Annotated in this window: 13 protein-coding genes and 1 riboswitch; of the genes, 3 read left to right on the top strand and 10 right to left on the bottom strand. The window is 46.5% G+C overall.

What is annotated here, in order from left to right; all coding sequences use genetic code 11:
• Positions 1-31 precede the first annotated feature (31 nt).
• The 3 genes from ABIC15_RS12490 (at position 32) to ABIC15_RS12480 (ending at position 4,403) form a co-directional block, all read left to right on the top strand.
• Positions 32-1,798, top strand: a complete 1,767-nt coding sequence (locus tag ABIC15_RS12490; protein ID WP_354020856.1) for a LytS/YhcK type 5TM receptor domain-containing protein — start codon at positions 32-34, stop codon at positions 1,796-1,798.
• On the top strand, positions 1,779-2,474 hold the full coding sequence (locus ABIC15_RS12485; protein ID WP_131503256.1) for a LytR/AlgR family response regulator transcription factor: 696 nt from the start codon (positions 1,779-1,781) through the stop codon (positions 2,472-2,474). Before ABIC15_RS12490 ends, ABIC15_RS12485 begins: the two co-directional genes overlap by 20 nt.
• A gap of 135 nt (positions 2,475-2,609) precedes the next feature.
• Positions 2,610-4,403 (top strand): carbon starvation CstA family protein, encoded by a 1,794-nt coding sequence (locus tag ABIC15_RS12480; protein WP_131973410.1) that lies wholly within the window; start codon positions 2,610-2,612, stop codon positions 4,401-4,403.
• Between the two features lie 54 nt (positions 4,404-4,457).
• On the opposite strand, the gene ABIC15_RS12475 is transcribed toward ABIC15_RS12480, so the two are convergent.
• The 10 genes from ABIC15_RS12475 to pta all read right to left on the bottom strand — a co-directional run bounded on the left by ABIC15_RS12475 (position 4,458) and on the right by pta (position 15,815).
• Positions 4,458-4,901, bottom strand: a complete 444-nt coding sequence (locus tag ABIC15_RS12475) for a GDYXXLXY domain-containing protein (RefSeq protein ID WP_354020855.1) — start codon at positions 4,899-4,901, stop codon at positions 4,458-4,460.
• Positions 4,898-6,091, bottom strand: a complete 1,194-nt coding sequence (locus tag ABIC15_RS12470; RefSeq protein WP_354020854.1) for a DUF2157 domain-containing protein — start codon at positions 6,089-6,091, stop codon at positions 4,898-4,900. Before ABIC15_RS12470 ends, ABIC15_RS12475 begins: the two co-directional genes overlap by 4 nt.
• Positions 6,092-6,242: 151 nt before the next feature.
• Positions 6,243-8,222, bottom strand: a complete 1,980-nt coding sequence (locus ABIC15_RS12465; RefSeq protein WP_354020853.1) for a methyl-accepting chemotaxis protein — start codon at positions 8,220-8,222, stop codon at positions 6,243-6,245.
• Between the two features lie 200 nt (positions 8,223-8,422).
• Positions 8,423-9,637, bottom strand: coding sequence for a hypothetical protein (locus ABIC15_RS12460; RefSeq protein WP_354020852.1), 1,215 nt, complete (start codon positions 9,635-9,637; stop codon positions 8,423-8,425).
• A gap of 25 nt (positions 9,638-9,662) precedes the next feature.
• Positions 9,663-10,250, bottom strand: a complete 588-nt coding sequence (locus ABIC15_RS12455) for a YiiX/YebB-like N1pC/P60 family cysteine hydrolase (protein ID WP_354020851.1) — start codon at positions 10,248-10,250, stop codon at positions 9,663-9,665.
• A 457-nt stretch (positions 10,251-10,707) separates the two neighbouring features.
• A complete protein-coding gene (locus tag ABIC15_RS12450; protein ID WP_354020850.1) occupies positions 10,708-11,007 on the bottom strand; it encodes a rhodanese-like domain-containing protein in 300 nt (99 codons plus the stop codon).
• A gap of 92 nt (positions 11,008-11,099) precedes the next feature.
• Positions 11,100-12,476, bottom strand: a complete 1,377-nt coding sequence (locus tag ABIC15_RS12445; RefSeq protein ID WP_131503251.1) for an amino acid permease — start codon at positions 12,474-12,476, stop codon at positions 11,100-11,102.
• Between the two features lie 223 nt (positions 12,477-12,699).
• Positions 12,700-14,007 (bottom strand): nucleobase:cation symporter-2 family protein, encoded by a 1,308-nt coding sequence (locus ABIC15_RS12440; protein ID WP_354020849.1) that lies wholly within the window; start codon positions 14,005-14,007, stop codon positions 12,700-12,702.
• Complete coding sequence (locus ABIC15_RS12435; protein ID WP_012369130.1) at positions 14,004-14,588, bottom strand: xanthine phosphoribosyltransferase; 585 nt, start codon at positions 14,586-14,588, stop codon at positions 14,004-14,006. The genes ABIC15_RS12440 and ABIC15_RS12435 overlap by 4 nt, the downstream gene beginning before the upstream one ends.
• Positions 14,589-14,662: 74 nt before the next feature.
• A riboswitch (purine riboswitch) is annotated at positions 14,663-14,762 on the bottom strand.
• A gap of 66 nt (positions 14,763-14,828) precedes the next feature.
• Complete coding sequence (pta, locus tag ABIC15_RS12430; RefSeq protein ID WP_131503249.1) at positions 14,829-15,815, bottom strand: phosphate acetyltransferase; 987 nt, start codon at positions 15,813-15,815, stop codon at positions 14,829-14,831.
• Positions 15,816-16,055: the final 240 nt, after the last annotated feature.

Below are 16,055 nucleotides of genomic sequence, written 5' to 3'. Positions count from 1 at the left end.
CGTTTACACTTAGGACGAATGGAGGGATGTCATGTTTGAACTCATACCCTTTTTACTGGAACGGCTCGGCATCATGATCATTTTAGCGTTCATCCTCGCCCAGTGGGGACCGACGCGGCGTTTACTGAAACAGCCGGAAGCCGGCTGGCAGTTTGGGTTGCTGATTCTAATTTTCGCCACCTATGGGATTTTGAGTAATTACACGGGAGTCAAGGTCGATTTAGCCAAGTTCTTACCGCACACTTGGCTCGAACAGGTTGACGGTACATCAGCAATCGCCAACACACGGACGATGATTGTCGTCATCAGCGGATTGCTCGCCGGTCCGATCGGTGGAACGATCACCGGTCTCCTCGTTGGGATTCACCGCTATACACTTGGCGGGTTTACCGCTTTCGCCTGCGCCCTCTCGACCGTCGTCGCAGGCGGTGTCAGTGGATTACTCCGTCCCTACTGGCGCGACCGTCTCGGCAGTCAGGCATTACTGCCGATTTGCCTGACGGGTTTTTTAATGGTTTTCGAAATGTCATTGATTCTTCTGTTTTCCGACCCGTTCCCGGCCGCCCTCGAACTGATCCAGTTCATCTTTCTTCCGATGACCGTCGTCAACGTCCTCGGCGTCTGGCTGTTCTTATCGATCATCCGTCTCGCCGCGCGGGAAGAGGAACACGTTCGGGCCCGTGAAGCGGAACGGTCCTTGCATATCGCAGATTTGACCTTACCTCATTTGACACGCGGCTTAACTATCCAAACCGCGGAAGCCGTGGCAGATATTTTATTACAACAGACACGCGCCGATGCGGTCTCCTTGACGGATCAATCAGTCATTTTGGCACATATCGGTGTCGGCAGTGACCATCACCAATCCGGCGGGCACTGGACGACCCGTCCGACGGAGCATGTTTTGACAGACGGACAACTGAGGCTTGTCACCGATCGGGATGAGATCGGTTGTCCAAAAGCAGATTGCCCGTTACAGGCGGGCATCATTGCTCCGTTAACAATCGGCGAAACGACAATCGGGACACTCAAAGTGTATTATCCTCATCCTGAATTGCTCGACGCCGTCGAAGTCGAATTGATCGAAGGACTGGCCAAGCTCTTCTCGACCCAACTCGCCCTCGGGAAAGCCGAGCGGCAAGCCGGTCTGTTAAAGGATGCTGAAATCCGGGCCCTCGAAGCACAGATCCATCCGCATTTTTTATTTAATGCCATCAATACGATTTACGCGTTATGTCGGACAGATGTCGAACAGGCACGGACCTTATTGCTCGAACTGTCGACGTTTTTCCGCAGCAACCTGCAGGGTGCCCGCTCGACGAAAATTCCGCTCCAAAAAGAACTGGAACATATCGAAGCCTACATCTCACTGGAAGCGGCCCGTTTTCCTAGCCGCCCGTTCGTTGATATTGATTTAGAGGACGGGATGGAACAATTACTTGTTCCGCCTTTCGTACTCCAACCGTTGATCGAAAATGCCTTCCAGCATGCGTTTAGTCCTGGTCAAACCGGATATGTCGGCGTCACGGCCTGGTTAACCGCGGATCAACTCGTTTTGGAAGTCGTCGATAACGGACGCGGGATCGACGCGGAACGGCTGACCCGCCTCGGTCGGGAAGTCGTCGAATCCAACGGTACCGGCACTGCTCTTTTCAATACAGCCGAACGGATTAAAAGTCTGTATGCTGAAAACGGGTCGTTCCGGTTGACCAGTCAACCGGGAGAAGGTACGACCATCACCATCCATCTGCCCATTGAAACAGGAAAGGAGGTTTCCCATGCGCACGATCCTAATTGAAGATGAGCCGCTTGCCCGGGACGAGTTGCGGTACCATGTCGTCCGGGCCGGACTCGACGTCATCGCAGAAACGGGACACGTCGGTGAAGCCGAGCAACTCGTTCGGACGTTGCAGCCGGATCTCGTATTTTTGGATATCGAACTGATTGACGGGAGCGGACTCGATGTCGCAAAACGCCTGCAATCGATGCCGCACCCACCTGCGATTTTATTCGTCACCGCCTATGATACCCACGCCCTCGAAGCCTTCGAACTGAACGCTTACGATTACATTCTCAAACCTTACGATCCGTCACGGATCAGCCGGGCCATTGAAAAAATCATGCGCAAACCGGCGCCGAAAACACCGCGGATTGAACGATTGGCCGTTGAATCTGGGGATCAGTTAAAATTACTTTCCCCGCAGGATGTCGACTACATCGTCGCGGAAAACGGAAAAACGAAGCTTGTGACGCGTTCCGACGCCTATCCGTCGAACGATACGTTGCAGGAACTCGAAAAAAAATTATCGGGTCACCGCTTTCTTCGTGTCCACCGCTCCTACCTCGTCAATTTGGCAGCCATCGAAGCGATCGAACCGTGGTTCAACGGGGCCTATACAATCAAGATCCAGCAGATTGATGTGCCGGTCAGCCGGACGTATGTCAAAGTCTTAAAGGAAGCTCTCGGGATTTGAGAGCTTTCTTTTTTCCGTTCACCGCTCTTTTTCGACATGTCATCGGTCAAAACGAACGGTTCATCCGACAAACAAAAGAAAGCGCTTCCAAATCAAGTACACTTTTCTCATACCAGTTTATGAGGAGGTCCACGCATGAGCGCTACACCTATTGTTATTGCCGTCATTTGTATTTTATTAATCGTTTATCGTCTCTATGGCACATTCATGGCTGTCAAAGTCTTAAAAATTAAAGAGGACCGGGAAACACCGGCCCATAAGTTTGCGGACGGAAAAGATTACGTCCCGACCAACAAATGGGTTTCGTTCGGTCACCACTTTGCAGCAATCGCCGCTGCCGGTCCGCTCGTCGGTCCTGTACTTGCTGCCCAGTTCGGCTATTTACCGGGACTGTTATGGCTCTTGATTGGTGCCGTCATCGGTGGCGCCGTCCACGATATGGTCGTCTTGTTCGCTTCGATGCGTCAAGATGGACAGTCGTTATCGGAAGTCGCTAAAAAAGAGCTTGGACCTGTCGCCGGTTTTTGTGCCGGTCTTGCGATGCTATTCATCATCACAATCACGATGGCCGGCTTATCAATGGTCGTCCTGCATGCCCTTGAGCACAATCCATGGGGAACATTCGCTGTCTTCTCGACCATTCCGATTGCAATGGGTGTCGGCATCTACTTACGAAAAGGCGGCAACCTCGCCTTGGCTTCAGTCGTCGGTTTCCTATTAATTCTTGCTGCGATTGGTTTCGGTCCCCAGTTGACTGACACGTTCATCGGAACATGGTTCGACCTGTCGTCACGTCAACTCGCGATTGCGTTACCGATTTATGCCTTCTTCGCTGCAGCACTGCCGGTCTGGTTGTTGCTTGCACCGCGTGATTACTTATCCAGCTTTATGAAAATCGGTGTCTTCCTGGCCTTGATCGTCGGTGTCTTCATCATCAACCCGGACATCCGCTTCCCGGCTTTCACGAAATTTGTCAACGGTGGCGGTCCCATCATTGCCGGTCCGGTCTGGCCGTTCATCTCCATCACGATTGCCTGTGGTGCGATTTCCGGCTTCCATGCCTTCGTCGGTTCCGGAACGACACCAAAGATGATCAATCGGTGGAGCGATATCAAACCGGTCGCCTTCGGTGCGATGCTTGTTGAGTGTCTCGTCGCTGTCATGGCTTTGATTGCCGCGACTTCCCTTGAAGTCGGTGATTACTTCGCCATCAACTCAACACCGGAAGTCTTTGCAACACTCGGGATGAGTACGGTCTATCTCGATGAATTGTCACGGGAAATCGGTCTCGATCTCGCCGGGCGGACTGGTGGAGCTGTTTCGCTGGCCGTCGGTATGACGTTTATCTTCCGGGCCATTCCCTGGTTCCGTGAAATTGCCGGCTTCTTCTTCCAATTCGTCATTCTCTTCGAAGCAGTCTTCATCCTGACAGCGATCGATGCCGGAACACGGGTTGCCCGCTACCTGATTCAAGATTTCTTCGGTGAATTCTACAAACCATTGAAACGTGTTGACTGGATTCCGGGTGCCATTTTTGCCAGTGCGCTTGGAACGTTCTTCTGGGGGTACCTGCTCTTCTCCGGCGATATCGGTTCGATTTGGGCCTTATTCGGTGTCTCGAATCAGTTGATGGCTTCGATCGGCTTGATCATCGGAACAACGATTATCCTGAAAATTGCCGATAAAAAAGTCTATGCGTTAACGACATTCATTCCACTTGTCTACCTGCTCGTAACGGTCACGTTCGCTGACATCTGGATGGTCGCCAATGTCTATGCAAACCCGGCCTCTGCCGGCTTCAGTATTCTGAATACGATCCTGTCGGTCACGATGGGCGTTTTAGCGATCGTCATCACGATTTCAGCTGTGCGGAAATGGATTGAATTGCTCAATTCACCGCGTTGGGAAAAAGTGAAAAAATCAGCTTAATCAAAACCGCTTGGATTGTACACGGATTTCGTGTATCCATCCAAGCGGTTTTTTTTATTTACGAACACCCAAATCAGTTGCCCGAACCGTACCCCATGGCGAGACATCGGCTTTGACCACTAATTTTTTTGCATCCTCGTATCCTTTTCCTGTTCCCTGCTCCACATAATACTGGTTCAATTGGGGAATCGTGACGTATTTGTCATAATAATCTCCGGCAACTGAACCAAAAAAGCGTTCATTCGAGATACGGTCAATCTTGGCATAACCATCAGAATCCGTCGTAAACGTAACGTAGACCAATCCTTTTTTAACGGAATCCGCCGGCTTCAAGTCAGGATACTGCAACATGACATATTCACCGTAGACCGGGCTAAACGGATCATACGGTTCGGCACGAAAACGATAGCTGTCACCGAACCAGGAAATGGAATAAAAACTGAGGATCACACCGAGGACAACGATAATTTGCAGGATTGGAAACAGATACCGTTTCATGACGGAACCCCTCCTTCATGACGTTTTCGAATCCACCACAAGACACCGGCAATCAGGAAGACGAGCAATGCACCGACAAGGAAGAATAACGACATATCGAGGCGATCCCAGGCATAGATGAAATAAATCGTCAGTTGGACGGCGATGAAGTAAACGAATGGAATCGTCAGGCGACGACCTTGGCGCTCCTGCACAATCAAATAGACAAAGGCAATGATTTCGACGAGCGCAGCAATCAAGATGGCTTGTTCGTCAAACCAAAGGAATCCGAACAAACCGAGCGGCAAAATCCAAAGAAGCGGACGGAATCTTTGATAAATCAAATAACCGACTGCGAGACCAAAAACGGCAAGTGCGATGGCTTCTCCTAAAGGAATGACAGAGTCCGTTGTTTCCGCACGGACTGTTAAATAGATCAGTGAATTGATTGCGGCGACGATTAAATAGAGGTTGTATAAAAAATGACGGTCCTCTTCCTGTTTGACGACGAGTAACATCGGGACAAGCGCGAACAAGGTCCAAATCGACCAAAGGACACCGTCGTAAGAGACAAGTGCAAACAACTCAAGTCCCGATACATAAAGAAATAACCAACTAAGAATGAGCGACGGGAAGGACTGGCTGAAATAAAACCAGGCAAGCGAAACGATCACGACGAAGACAATCGATGTCCAGTCGAGGAACGTGGCGTGCTCACTTCCAAATCCGCCAACTCCGGTAAATATATTCAAACCCGAGATGAATGCGAGAATGGCATAGGCCGGATGACGCCACGTAAAGAAATGAGCCAGTGCAGCGAGAAAGACGGCCCAACCAATAAAGGAACCTTGCATGGACATATGGAAGCTCTGAACGGTGACGATGAGTGCTCCGGCAAAGGCAATTAATCCAAGAATTCGAAAAGCGACCGGATTCCAAATGGTACGCCGTTCCGATACATCTGCCAAAACATAACAACTGACCATGATGATCAAAACTAAACCGATTTTAATGAGGACAGGAATCACTTGCCAGTTGGCGGCTAAAAAACTGAGTAGTGCTAAACCGACAAATGTCAATCCGACAATCAACAACAGCGGAACACGTTTCTTTTTTTGGCGGTGGGCTTCATACTCTTTAATCCGTTGAATCGTCTCTGCGTCAATCAAACCAGCCTGTTGCCATTCCATTAATTTCGTCTGTCGTGCCATCACCAACACCTCCCGATTACAAGCTGCCAGGCTATATAAGTATTTTCCCGTTTCTTATTCTATTCAAGCAACATTCATCAGTAATCAGGTCGAAGATAACGTCTTTTTCAAAAAAAACGACCGTTCCTGAAAGAGGACGGTCGTCTGCAGGTTATACTTTGAATCGCGATACGAGGACTTGCAATTCTTCCGCCATATCGGACAAGGTTTTTGCCGATTGCGAAATATCTTCCATCGAGCCGAGCTGTTCTTCCGTCGTCGCTGCGACGCGCTCTGATGCTGCAGAATTTTCATCTGCGATATGGGCGATTTCCGTTGCCGATGCCGAGACTTCCTGGACGTTGGCAGCAATCTCTTCGACCGTTGCCGTGACATCTTCGATCCGCGGTGTCATCTCTTGCGTCCGTAACATGATTTGTTTGAATCGAACGGCTGAATCTTCTGTCGTTTCGAGTCCTGCTTTCGTATGATGCGACACTTCTTTCATCAAGAAAACCGAACGTTCCGTTTCCTGTTTGATGTTTTGAATCAGGTGGGAAATTTGTTTCGTCGATTCCTGCGATTGTTCTGCAAGTTTCCGGACTTCACTGGCAACGACAGCAAATCCTTTGCCGTTTTCCCCTGCCCGTGCCGCTTCAATTGCAGCATTCAAGGCAAGTAAATTCGTTTGGGTCGCAATGCCGTTGATGACATCCACAATCTTGCCAATCTCATTTGAGCGATGCGCGAGCGACTGGATGACCTCACCAAAGTTCTCGACCGATGCATCGATTGCTTTCATCTGTTCCACGTTCTTCGTGACAGCTGCTGTCCCGTCTTCTGCTTCTGAAGCGGTTGCGCGCGACAGTTCCGAGACATTCGTTGAGCTCTCGGCAATCCGCATGACACCTGATGTGATGGCTTGCAGAGAAACGGCATTACCGTCGAGTTGTCGTTTCGATTGACCTGCCCCGGCGGCCATTTCTTGAATCGAACCGGCAATTTGTTCTGAGGCTGCCGTCGTTTGCGCCGCATTCGCCATCAGTTCTTCGGAAGAAGCCGCGACTTGCCCGATGGATTGATCAAGATTTGAGATGATACCACGCAGTGACAGAATCATCGTATTAAAGCTCTTGGCGACTTGGCCGATCTCATCATCCGACTCGACGACGACTTCCTCCGTCAAATCTCCTTCCTGGATTCGTTCCGCACTTTTCGTCAATCGGTTCAAGGGGCTGATGATCGAACGTAGGATAAAGAATAACAGGAGTGCAGCCAGGATGAACGTACCGGCAATGACACCTAATGTCGTCCATAAAATACCTGCTGTTTCATCCGTGATTTCGTAATCGTACAATGTCCCGGCAACTTTCCAACCGGTCAGACCGTTCGTCATGAAGTCCATTTGTTTGTATTCATCTTCAAATAAGTAAGAGAAGCGTCCTTCTTTTCCTGCATAAAGAGATCCAACCCAACTGCCGGATGCCGTTTCACCCGGTTTGAGTGTCGGATGGGTGACGAATTTTTTCTTCGAATCCAAAATCGTGACATAACCTTCTTTTCCGATTTTGATTTTTTGGGCGATTTCTGAAATCCGGTCGACATCGACGTCGATTGCGATGACACCCCGTCCGTTTCCACCTGTTTGCGAGAGTGTGACCATCATCTTGCCCGATGCAGCATCGACGTATGGATCCGTGATGACGACTTTTCCGCTGGCGCCTTCTGCCGCTTGATACCAAGGACGCTCGCGCGGGTCATAATCTTCCGGCATCGATTGTTCCGGGTAAATCGTCATCTCACCTGACGTCGTTGCATAATAAATATTAGTGGCTTGCGGATGGGTATCTAAGTATTCGGTCATTTTTTCTTTTAAGTCGAGATTCTGTTTGCCTGATTGATACAGGGTTCCGTCAATCCGGTCCGCAAAAAAGGCGACATCCCGCCGCATCGGATCAATGATATTCATGATTTCATCGTTCATCCGGTCGACACCGGCATGGGCCGACTGTAAAATTTCATTTGAAATTTTTTGTTTCGCCTGGCTGTAAGAAACAAAACCGATTAATAAAGAAGGAATCAATAATAACAACATCGTAGTCACAATCAACTTCTGTTTGATACTCAACGTACGTTTTTTCTTTTCTTTCATATTTATCTCCTATCCCCGAGTCTGCACTCGTTGTTCTACTTTGTTTATCGGTTAGAATGTGTGTTTTTTCACAGGAAATAAAAAAAGAAGAAAATTCCTTTTTTAGAAGGCGTTTTCTTCGTTAGTCTTAACAATTTTAAGTATATGTTTAATCTCCCAATATAATTTAAGCGTCTGAATATATGTTGAATCACTTTTTCTCAATTAAACATGAGAAAATCATATGAAAAGACATGACGTGCCTGACTGGATTCCAGTATCTCGGATAATCCTTTTATCTTATTTTCTTCGGTCTTCTTACCGCTCGACAAAGCATATGTTTCAATCAAATATTTATCCTTACTTTTTTGATTATACTGCAACGTGTATAAAAAGTTACCGTTAAAGAAGTTTTCTTTATGATGTCGCTTGCCTTTCGGATGAGCTTCTTCTAATTGGAAACTTGTTTTGATGTCTGTCGTTTTCGTATTAAACGTCATGACGCTCCCGCGGCCGTCCACGTAATACACAACTCCTTTGTATAGGTGAGAGGAATGTTTGATGTTATACGGGATCAAGGCTGTCAGATCTTCATCCTTCTGATAAGCGTCCATCAAAAATGTTTTTTGCTTTAACGAGTTTTTATTAATGCGTTGCATGACAAGTTTACTTTTCTCTTCATGATCCAATTCAGTAACTTTTAAAATGACATAATAGTAGTCTGCATCACTCATAATAGACGAAAATGCTTCCATTTCATTTTTACCTTCGACTTCAAGCTCTGTCTTAGTATTCAGCTTCATTTCCCCCGAAGGAAACGTCACTTCCTGAAGCAACATCGGAGAACTTTCTTTTTGAATGTCTTTTGTGGACAATAACAGCAGACGGTCTTGCGTGATTCCTGTAGCATTGATGTAAAAAGGGATACTTTCTTCCTTAAATCCTGTCCGATTACCAAAACTGATCGTATAGCTGTATTTTTCATCCTCATTAAAACCTGTGTTGAACAGTGAGAAAAATAACTTGTCTTTTTGAATGTAACCGGCTTGTTCTCCCATATACTGTGCTTTTTTTAAATTAAATTCTTTGTAGGAAGAACCGATTAATCTCATTTTTTTTGAATCGACAAGCAAAAGATCCTTTTGCGGGGAAACAGCTAAATTATTCAATTCCAATCCTTTAGAAGAAAATGATTTCGCCTGATTATTACGGTCTATAAAGACTGTTAATCCGAGACCATCTCCTCCTATATCTTGATCTGATGTCGTCGAAAAATATAAAGCAGCTTTTTGTTTTTGAATAAAGTCCGGTTTTTCAATGGTGTCTTGAGAAATGTTATATGGTACAGGTTTCAGATACTCGTATGCATAATAGAGTACACTTCCACCCATTACGATGAGGACAGGTATAAGTATGAAATATATTTTTTTTCTCATCGTATCCTCCTTCTATTTTCTAAAATTAAAGTTTTTTCACAACTTTTGTATTTTTAGCATCGCGAACATCTCTAGGATATATCCCCATACCACCGTCCACATCTAAGTCTATTTTGGCTTTTAATTTATAGGCAGACCAGATTAATTTCGAACAGTTTTTATCACCGGTATGACTCGAATGTCTATTGCTTGCAAAGTTATAAGAATAGTCGTCTTTATTCACTCTACTTACTGCCCATTTTATAGCAGCATCGCGTTTTTTCTTTGATGTTGAAATTGATTTTATGACTGCTTTCCCTTCATCGACTTTTCGTTTAGATGCTGAAATGATTCTGACACCTTTTTTAGGAACAGATTCAACGATTTTATCGTTTGTCATAAATAACCCTACATGACCGTGGTTCATATATGCAGTCTTGGCAGCCGTATAATAAAAATTTCCTTTTTTACTTGATCCAAGTTTGATACCTCCAGAGTTCCCCCCCATTCCTTTCATTTTTTTATTTTCTTGCTGTGCCTTTATTTCATCTTTTTTTAATTCTAAGTACATACTTTTTAAAATAGATTCATTTGATTTCTTCTCTTTTTTAGCAAGTTCTTTTACTTGGCTCATTAATTCCTCTTTCTTCGTGAAAGGCTCCATTTTTACTATCTTATTGAGAACTACTTTCACTGGCTGATGCATCTAAAGCATGGTTGCCCAGCCCCATGCTTACAACACTGGCACACACTAATAATTTGGTAATATCTTTAATTTTAATCATTTTTTACCTTCTAATTTTTGAATTTTTTATTTTTATTGTTATTGTTATCCATAATAATTTAATTTATGTATTATTTCATTAAAAAACACTATAAATAAAACATTTATACTACTTAAATAGTCTTATTTACTTATTCATAAAATTTTAAAGCACTATTTGTTACTTATTTTGTTTGAATAGTATACAACTCAAAAGCCTGTTCTTTCAGGAATGAAACACTCCAAAAGAACAGGCTCCTCGTTTACATATCAACATGATTTACATGTCTGCTTTTTTGTTCATCTGATATCTCGGCGATTGCAAATCTTACGCTTCTTGATCGCCTTTCCAGTTCATCATACCGCCTTCGACGTTGACGACGTCATAGCCGTACTGTTCGAGGAACCGTCCGACGTTTTCGCTCCGTCCGCCTGCTTTGCAAATCAGATAGTACGTTTCGCCTTCCTGCAACTCGGTATACCGTTCTCCGATCTCAGACATCGGCATAAAGCGGACATTCGGAATATGACCGGCATCGTATTCGTCCTGTTCCCGGACATCTACGACGTGCAATGCTTCACCCGCTTCAAGCTTTTCTTGCAGTTCATCGACATGAATCGTTTTCATAATAATCCTCCTCTTATTTCATCTGTGTCCAGTGTAGCAAAACTGACGTCGAAACAGAACAAAAGAGACCAGCCGCAGCTGATCTCCTTGATTCATTCGCCTGACGCTTGGTCGAGAGGTTGACGCTTTTGTTTATGCATTCCCCGTGCATAATACACAGCAATCAAAATCACGTACCAGAGCGGTCCGACAATCAGTGCAATCCGTGTTCCGGCATCAAATGCCATCAGGACGATGACACCCGCGAGTGCGGCTAACGCAAGATAGTTCGCAATCGGGAAGAATGGAACTCCGAACTCAGCCGTTCCGTGTACTTTCCGTGCCCGCATCTGAGCAATCAAAATCATCGCCCATGTCCAGACAGCTCCGAATGTCGCGATACTTGTGACAATCGCAAAGACATCATCCGGCAAGAAGTAGTTGAGTGCGACACCGACCAGCAAGGCAACGCCAGAAAGAATCGTTGCAAGTGCCGGTACACCGTTTTTAGAAATCTTCGCAAAACGTTTCGGCGCTTCCTGATTTTGTGACAAGTTCATCATCATCCGGGCTGTTGAGAAAATCCCTGAGTTACATGACGATAAAGCCGCCGTCAAGACGACGAAGTTAATGATTCCGGCAGCTGCCGGAATGCCTAGTGAATCAAATAATAAGACGAATGGACTGCTGTTATTCTGTCCGACTTGATCCCATGGATAAATCGAAAGAATGACGAACAGAGCACCGATGTAGAAGACTAAAATTCGTAAGAAGACATTGTTGACCGCTTTACGAATTGTTTTCTTCGGATTTTTTGCTTCACCTGCTGTGACCCCAATCACTTCAATCCCTAAGAAGGCAAACATGACCATTTGCATCGCAAGTAGAACACCGCCGAACCCGTTCGGCAGGAATCCGCCATGTGACCAAAGATTTGAAATCCCGACCGGCGTACCGCCGTTCCCGAATCCGATGACAATCGTCAGCGTTCCAAGAATGATCATTGCGACGATGGCAACGATTTTGATTAATGCAAACCAGAATTCGAATTCCCCGTAAAACTTAACGGCAATGAAGTTGATGCTCGTCATCAAAATCAGTGCACCAAGCGCCCACATCCAAGTGGGTGAATTTGGGAACCATTCCTGCATATAAATCCCGACGGCCGTAATTTCGGCCATACATGTGAAAATCCAGAGCAACCAATAATTCCACCCTGTCAAGAAACCGGCAAGCGGGCTGACATATTTTCGGGCATACTCGGCAAAGCTGCCTGATACCGGTTCACGGACTGCGAGTTCCCCAAGAGCCCGCATGATAATGAAGATAATAAGACCACCGATTAAGTACCCGATCAGTATTCCTGGTCCAGCTAATTGAATCGCTTTTGCGGATCCGAGGAACAGTCCGACACCGATTGCCGCCCCCAGCGACATCAATGTAATGTGACGTTCTTCTAATCCCCGATTCAGTTCTGTCTGTTGTTTCATCTGTACGACGTCCTTCCCGTCTCTGTTTGATTCTTAGCAGTTCCCCTAACCGCTACGTTGTCAGTATAAAGAAATTGTGTCCGTTTTGTAAACGTTTTCAAGAGATATTTTCTCCGAATCCCACATACTCGAAATATTCTGATTTATGTAACGGTACATAAAAGGAGCAACCACCTATACCGAATAGTATACATGACTGCTCCTTTCAGAAGGGTTACAAATCTTATTCAACCTTTGCCAAAGGTAATTTTCGGGTTGTCGTCTTCTTTTCCGTCAAACGGAACAGCCCGTTCAACAGCAAGGCTGTTACTGATCCTGCGACAATCGGACTGTCTGTCAGGACACGGACCTGATCCGGAAGTGACGCGACAATCGCCGGATTCATGCTGATGCCGAGTCCGACACCAAGTGCAAGCGCGACCGTGATCACATTATCGTTTTTAGCAAAATCAACACGGGATAAAATCCGGATTCCGCTCGCTGCGACCGTTCCGAACATCACGAGCATCGCTCCGCCGAGAACCGGTTTCGGAATCAGTGTCGTAAAGGTTGCGACTTTCGGCAAGAAACCGAGCACGATCAAAAAGAATCCGGCAAAGACGATGACTTTCCGTGTTTTGACACCCGTCAACTGGACAAGACCGACGTTTTGACTGTACGTCGTATATGGGAAACTATTGAAGATTCCGCCGATGATCGTTGCGGCTCCTTCCGCCCGGTACCCACGGGCTAAATCTTTATCCGTCAGTTTTTTGTCGGTGATTTCTCCGAGCGTCAAGAAGACGCCTGTTGATTCGACCATCGAAACGAGTCCGACCAGCGTCATCGTCAGAATGGCTGTAGCATTAAAGGTCGGGACACCAAAATAAAATGGTGTCACCATTTGGAACCAGGATGCTTCAGCGACCGGGCTGAAATCAATCATTCCCATTCCGAATGCAACGAGCGTTCCGATCAGGACGGCAATCAGCACAGCTGCCGCTTTTGAAAAAACCGTTCCGTAACGGTTAAAGACTAAAATTAGGACAATCGTCAGTCCGGCAAGTGCCAAGTACCGCATATCACCAAAATCCTTCGCGCCTTGTCCGCCGCCGATATCATTAATCGCCGCCGGAATTAACGAAATGCCGATGATCGTCACGACAGAACCGAGCACGACCGGCGGAAACAAAATCGCAATCCGGCTGAACCAACCGGAAATCACGAAGATAATTAAACCGCTGGCAATCAACGCACCGTAAATGGCCGTGATGCCCTGCAAACTGCCAATCGCAATCATCGGACCGACAGCTGTAAATGTACAGCCGAGGACGACCGGTAAACCAACACCGGTATATTTCGTCACGAACACTTGCAACAATGTCGCTACTCCACACATAAATAAATCAATCGCAACGAGATACGCCAGTTCTTCACCGGATAACCCGATTGCACTGCCGACAATCAGCGGAACAATCGCGGCTCCCGTGTACATCGCGAGTACATGTTGCAGACCTAGACTCGCCGCTTTGACGTTCGATAACGTCTTCATACTGTCACCGGGTCGACGAATGTCGCCTCTCCTGCTTCGAGCTTTTTAATACGGGCAAGCGATTCAACACGGAATCCGGCATCCAGCAATTTCTGACGTCCCGGTTGGAATGATTTTTCAATGACGATACCGAAGCCTGCGACTTCTGCTCCGGCCTGTTCGACGAGTTTTGCTAATCCAAACGCCGCTTCCCCGTTTGCGAGGAAGTCATCGATGATCAGGACGCGTTCTCCGGCCTGTAAATATTGTTCTGCGACCGTAATCGTACTCGTCTGTTGTTTCGTAAACGAATAGACTTCTGCTGAAATCGTTCCTTCGTTTAACGTTAACGACTTCGTTTTCCGGGCATAGACCATCGGGACACCAAGACGAAGCGCGGTCATCATCGCCGGTGCGATGCCACCTGCTTCAATCGTCAAGATCCGCGTAATACCGGCATCTTTGAATCGGTCCATAAATTCATAGGCAATTTCCCACATCAAGGTCGGATCGACCTGGTGGTTTAAAAAGGAATCGACTTTTAATACTTGATCCGATAAGACTAATCCTTCTTGTTTAATCATTTCTTCCAAACGTTTCATAACTGATTTCTCCTTTTTGAACGAAAAAAAACGTACAGTCGCTACCCGGGGGCAGCCACTGTACGCTAAAAAGAGAGCAGTAACTCACCACCCGTAGTCGGATCGTTACGGCGATCCGGTAGAGACTCGTGGGCCAATCCCCACTATTATACGAGCGTTGCTATACGTTTATTCGTTGATGCGTGATGTGTTCCATTTTACGGAGTTCACTGAAAAAGTAAAGTCTTTTTCGAAAATGGATTACGCTTGGCGTTCTTCGACAGCTTGTGCCGCTGTAATGATCGCCAGTTTGTAGACGTCTTCTTCGTTACATCCGCGCGACAAATCGTTGACCGGTTTGTTGAGTCCTTGCAGAATTGGTCCGATTGCTTCAAAACCGCCAAGACGCTGGGCAATCTTATAGCCGATGTTTCCAGACTCAAGGCTTGGGAAAATAAAGACGTTTGCTTGACCGGCAACATCTGATTCCGGCGCTTTTGATTTTGCGACACTCGGGACGAATGCTGCGTCAAATTGTAATTCACCGTCGATTGAGAGTTCAGGTGCACGTTCTTTTGCCAAACGTGTTGCTTCGACAACGCGCTCTGTTTCCGGTGATTTCGCTGAACCTTTTGTCGAGAAGCTGAGCAACGCAACTTTCGGATCGATTCCGAATGTTTTTGCCGTTTTCGCAGACGCGATTGCATTTTCAGCTAAATCGTTAGCGTCCGGTGCGATGTTGATTGCACAGTCGGCGAACACATACTGCTCGTCGTCACGAACCATGATGAAGACACCTGATGTCTTTTTATAGCCTTCTTGCATTTTGATGATTTGAAGTGCCGGACGAACCGTATCACCTGTTGCGTGCATCGCACCGGAAACTAGACCTTCTGCTTTTCCTGTGTGGACGAGCATCGTACCAAACGTGTTGACGTCTTTCAGGATGAGGGCGCGGGCTTGTTCTTCCGTTGCTTTTCCTTTACGACGCTCAACGAATGAAGCAACGAGTTCTTCGATTCCTTCATATGAAGCCGGATCAATCGTTTCAAGATCTGCAACATCAATGTTGTTTGCTGAAGCTGTCTCTTCGATTTGACCGCGTGGTCCGATGACGATCGGTGTAACTAAACCGTCTTTTTTCAAACGTACAGCTGCACCGAGAACACGTGCATCGATTCCTTCAGGGAAAACGATCGTCGGCTGGTGGGCTTTGACTTTTGTCTCAAGCATTTCGAATAATTGCATGATATTAGCTCCTTTTGTGGCGAATAAGTGTCGGTTTTTGTTGTTGTTCCATTCCATTGTTCATTATACACAGTTCTGTTTCGTTGTTAAAACAATTTGCAAAAAAGTGTTTTTTCTATTCTTATACCTGACTTTTTGAATACTATTACAGTATCTTTTTTAATATAGTACAGGGAAAAACAGAACCTCTTTATCACACCCTTTTACCTCATACCCCCCTTTCCGTTTTTGTATGTCGGG

Source organism: Exiguobacterium sp. PvP048, assembly GCF_040549175.1.
Taxonomy (GTDB): domain Bacteria; phylum Bacillota; class Bacilli; order Exiguobacteriales; family Exiguobacteriaceae; genus Exiguobacterium_A; species Exiguobacterium_A artemiae.
The sequence above is the reverse complement of the archived record's forward strand: the minus strand, read 5'-3'. Positions and strand labels throughout refer to the sequence as shown.

What these genes read in the sequence shown, in the direction of transcription:
- ABIC15_RS12465 (WP_354020853.1), bottom strand. Translation starts at nt 8,222, where the DNA reads ATGAAAGAAAAGAAAAAACGTACGTTGAGTATCAAACAGAAGTTGATT.
- ABIC15_RS12445 (WP_131503251.1), bottom strand. Translation starts at nt 12,476, where the DNA reads ATGAAACAACAGACAGAACTGAATCGGGGATTAGAAGAACGTCACATT.
- ABIC15_RS12450 (WP_354020850.1), bottom strand. Translation starts at nt 11,007, where the DNA reads ATGAAAACGATTCATGTCGATGAACTGCAAGAAAAGCTTGAAGCGGGT.
- ABIC15_RS12455 (WP_354020851.1), bottom strand. Translation starts at nt 10,250, where the DNA reads ATGAGCCAAGTAAAAGAACTTGCTAAAAAAGAGAAGAAATCAAATGAA.
- ABIC15_RS12475 (WP_354020855.1), bottom strand. Translation starts at nt 4,901, where the DNA reads ATGAAACGGTATCTGTTTCCAATCCTGCAAATTATCGTTGTCCTCGGT.
- ABIC15_RS12480 (WP_131973410.1), top strand. Translation starts at nt 2,610, where the DNA reads ATGAGCGCTACACCTATTGTTATTGCCGTCATTTGTATTTTATTAATC.
- ABIC15_RS12460 (WP_354020852.1), bottom strand. Translation starts at nt 9,637, where the DNA reads ATGAGAAAAAAAATATATTTCATACTTATACCTGTCCTCATCGTAATG.
- ABIC15_RS12440 (WP_354020849.1), bottom strand. Translation starts at nt 14,007, where the DNA reads ATGAAGACGTTATCGAACGTCAAAGCGGCGAGTCTAGGTCTGCAACAT.
- ABIC15_RS12470 (WP_354020854.1), bottom strand. Translation starts at nt 6,091, where the DNA reads ATGGCACGACAGACGAAATTAATGGAATGGCAACAGGCTGGTTTGATT.
- ABIC15_RS12490 (WP_354020856.1), top strand. Translation starts at nt 32, where the DNA reads ATGTTTGAACTCATACCCTTTTTACTGGAACGGCTCGGCATCATGATC.
- ABIC15_RS12435 (WP_012369130.1), bottom strand. Translation starts at nt 14,588, where the DNA reads ATGAAACGTTTGGAAGAAATGATTAAACAAGAAGGATTAGTCTTATCG.
- ABIC15_RS12485 (WP_131503256.1), top strand. Translation starts at nt 1,779, where the DNA reads ATGCGCACGATCCTAATTGAAGATGAGCCGCTTGCCCGGGACGAGTTG.
- pta (WP_131503249.1), bottom strand. Translation starts at nt 15,815, where the DNA reads ATGCAATTATTCGAAATGCTTGAGACAAAAGTCAAAGCCCACCAGCCG.